This is a genomic window from Alkalilacustris brevis, assembly GCF_003350345.1.
Classification (GTDB): Bacteria; Pseudomonadota; Alphaproteobacteria; order Rhodobacterales; family Rhodobacteraceae; genus Alkalilacustris; species Alkalilacustris brevis.
In genome coordinates this window covers 1-2,886 of the sequence record NZ_QNVJ01000016.1, presented here as the reverse complement: position 1 = coordinate 2,886, position 2,886 = coordinate 1, and the positions used below count along the sequence as shown (strand labels likewise).

The following is a 2,886-nucleotide window of genomic DNA, read 5'->3' as shown; positions in this document are numbered from 1 at the left end:
CCCCGAGCGCTGCATCTGCCACGACAGCGTGTCGAGCAGGCAGCCCGAATACATGGCAAAGCGGGGCACTTCCGGCAGGCCGATCTCGATCGACATCGAAGGCAGCACCCAGGCGCCCGAGCGGAATTCATGGGTATATGGAGCGGTGCCACTGGTCTCCGGTGCGCCGAACGCCGCCTTCAGCCAGACCCCGAAGCCTTGCGCATCGATCGGCACCACGACATTGCCATCCGCCGTTACCGCATCCTTGATCGGCGCAAGCGGGTCGCGGCCATAGCCCAGCAGCTCGCTGTTCAGGAGCGGTTGTTCCGCGCCCAGCGTGGAACTGGCAAAGGGCATCCGCGTGTAGCCGCTCGCGGGCGGGGTGCCGTAACTCGTCTCGAACGCCAGCGCCATTTGCGCTCGCGCCCCCTGGGCTCGTGCCATGGTGGTGTCTCCTTGAATGTCGGGTGGTCAGCCCAGCGGATCGCTGGTGGCGTAATGCAGGATGATCGGCACCACGGCCGCCTTCAGTGTCGCCCCGCCTTCGATCGGCAGATCAACTGGCTCGGGCGCTTCGGCCTCGACCCAGTCGCATAGCCCGCCCAGCGTGCGATCAGCCGCGATGGCCGCGCCAATGCGCCCGACAAGGCGATCAAACCGCGCATCGCGCTCCTCGCCGGTCTGCACGATCACCTCGAGCTCGGCCCGGTGCTGGTAGTGATACATGAGCGGCGAGAGTGTCACGCCCGGTTCCCCCGGGTTGCCGTCGCGCAGTATCATCAGGCCCGCGGGCGGGATCCGCTCGGGCAGGACTTCACCGCGCAGGACCGGCACATGTGGCACCGTGCGCAGCAGGTCCGCCAGGGCGGTGAGAATGGTTTCGCGGGGGGTGGGCATGGGAGGGTTTCCTGTGCTGACTGGAAGCAGCAGCGAGATTGTGCTACTGAGTATTACCTGATGATACCTGCGCGAAGGAATCGCACATGAACGCCGTACGCCCGGTGACAGTCAAACTGGATGAAGCCACGCGCACGCGGCTTCAGAAACTGGCCGATGCGCGTGATCGCACACCTCACTGGATCCTGCGTGAAGCGGTCGCTGATTTTTTGGAGCGCGAAGAAAAACGCGAAGCCTTTCGCCAAGCCGCACTGGCAGCTTGGGAAGAATACGAAGTAACCGGATTGCACGTGACACATAGCGAGGCGGATGCCTGGCTTGCCCGTCTGGAGGGTGGCGAAATCTGCGAGCCGCCTGAATGCCACAACTGATCTGGTCGCCAGCGGCGCTACGCGATGTTGAGCGTTTGCACCTCTTTCTGGTCGAGAAGAGCGCCTCCGCCGCAACTGAAGCGGTGAAAGCCATCCGGATGTATGTCAACATCCTGGCGGACCAGCCCGCTGTTGGTCGCCCTGTTGAACATATGGCGCCCGAGTTTCGTGAATGGATCATCCCCTTCGGTGGCAGCGGTTATATTGCGCTGTACCGGTTTGATGGCGAAAAGGCCGTGATATTGGCCATCCGTCATCAGCGCGAAGCAGGTTACTAAGCGTTCACTATCCACCTAAGGGTTGAAGCCACCGGCTTTCAGCCGGTTTCGCTTCAGCTAACGAATGAGGGGTCTCCCGGATTTTGAAGCCACCCAGAGGGTGAAGCTTCAAAATCCGGGAGACCCCTCATGAGCTATTCTACAGCCAGCCATACCACATTCTACCATCGCTATCACGTGGTTTGGGCCACGAAGTATCGCTACAAGGTCCTGCAGGGCCCGATGCGCGAGCGCATCCGCGAGATTATCCGCCAGAGCTGCGCCGAGATGGGCGTGCATATCGTCAAGGGCGTGCTGGCGCGCGATCATGTGCACATGTTCATCAACGTGCCGCCAAAACTGGCCCTGGCCACCGTGATGCAGCGCATCAAGGGCCGCTCGTCCCGCCGCGTCCAGATGGAGTTTCCCGACTTGCGCAAACGCTGTTGGGGCAGGCGATTTTGGGCGCGTGGATACTTCTCGACCACCGCCGGAAATGTGACCGAAGATATCATACTTCAGTATCTGGAATTGCATTCCAAACACGATGCTACCGGCGTCAGCCGGTAGTGGTTCACTATTTCGCTCGATCCGCGACCCAGTTCGCCACGATCGCACCCGGGATACGCTCTTGCGCAGCCTTGGCATCCCGCGCCAGGTCCAGCCGCTTGCGCAGCTTCACCTGCGGCACCAGCAGGAAGATCGGCACGGTGGTCACGCCACGACCGGTTTTCGATCGTGACATCACAGCCCGTCCACGCGCATTGAGCCGCCCCTCGGCCACCAGCAGGCTGGGCCCGGACCTGCGATAGACAAAGCGCAGACGCAGCCCCGAGCGGCGCTCCCATTCCTTGGGCGTGATGCGCCCACCGCGCGCGGATTTCCCTGCGGCGGGTGTCGGGATCGCCAGCCAGAACCCGTTTCGCGAGCGGATCAGCGGGCCGGTGTCATGCGCGCCGACGATGACCGGGGCCTTTGACCAGACCAGCACTGCTGCATTGAGGCTGGGCTTGCCCTTGGGGAATGGCTCCGAGCGGACGGTGCGCGCGAGGCGCTGGCCCAGCCCCGCACCGGTGATCTGCGCGCGCCAGGCGGTCTTGAGGCTGGTCCCTGCCTCGGTCACCGCCTTGCTGACCGCGCGCTCGCCCGCTTTGATCTCGGCGGCCATCATGGCCGCGATATCGCCGGCGATTTCCATCCGGATCATGACCATTCCCCCAGGCTACCCGGTGACATCGGCATGCGGGTCCGGCCACCACGGCAGAAGCTCCACGGTCCAGACCAGCCGCTCGCGATCGCGCTGCGGCGTGCCCTGGACCACGAAGATCTCCGGGCCGATCTCGAAGCGGTCCCCGGCGGCCAGTTCCGGGCAGTCGCTC

General features: G+C 63.7%; 7 protein-coding genes. 3 read left to right on the top strand and 4 right to left on the bottom strand.

Features of this window, described 5'->3' with window-relative positions:
* On the bottom strand, nt 1-426 hold a 426-nt coding region (locus tag DQ229_RS02370), incomplete at its 3' end, for a phage tail tube protein (RefSeq protein ID WP_238380930.1).
* 27 nt (nt 427-453) lie between these two features.
* Complete coding sequence (locus tag DQ229_RS02365) at nt 454-879, bottom strand: acyl-CoA transferase (RefSeq protein WP_114964679.1); 426 nt, start codon at nt 877-879, stop codon at nt 454-456.
* An 86-nt stretch (nt 880-965) separates the two neighbouring features.
* On the opposite strand from DQ229_RS02365, the gene DQ229_RS02360 reads away from it, so the two are divergent.
* The 3 genes from DQ229_RS02360 (at nt 966) to tnpA (ending at nt 2,077) form a co-directional block, all read left to right on the top strand.
* Complete coding sequence (locus tag DQ229_RS02360) at nt 966-1,250, top strand: CopG family ribbon-helix-helix protein (RefSeq protein WP_114964678.1); 285 nt, start codon at nt 966-968, stop codon at nt 1,248-1,250.
* Nucleotides 1,238-1,528: a type II toxin-antitoxin system RelE/ParE family toxin gene (locus DQ229_RS02355; RefSeq protein WP_114964677.1), complete on the top strand. Its 291-nt coding sequence runs from the start codon at nt 1,238-1,240 to the stop codon at nt 1,526-1,528. The genes DQ229_RS02360 and DQ229_RS02355 overlap by 13 nt, the downstream gene beginning before the upstream one ends.
* A gap of 129 nt (nt 1,529-1,657) precedes the next feature.
* Nucleotides 1,658-2,077 (top strand): IS200/IS605 family transposase, encoded by a 420-nt coding sequence (gene tnpA / locus DQ229_RS02350; RefSeq protein WP_114964676.1) that lies wholly within the window; start codon nt 1,658-1,660, stop codon nt 2,075-2,077.
* Between the two features lie 7 nt (nt 2,078-2,084).
* Here tnpA and DQ229_RS02345 read toward each other — a convergent pair whose 3' ends face one another.
* On the bottom strand, nt 2,085-2,714 hold the full coding sequence (locus DQ229_RS02345; RefSeq protein WP_420796849.1) for a DUF6441 family protein: 630 nt from the start codon (nt 2,712-2,714) through the stop codon (nt 2,085-2,087).
* A gap of 15 nt (nt 2,715-2,729) precedes the next feature.
* Nucleotides 2,730-2,886, bottom strand: a 157-nt coding sequence (locus DQ229_RS16980) for a head-tail joining protein (RefSeq protein WP_420796850.1), incomplete at its 5' end; no start/stop codon positions are given.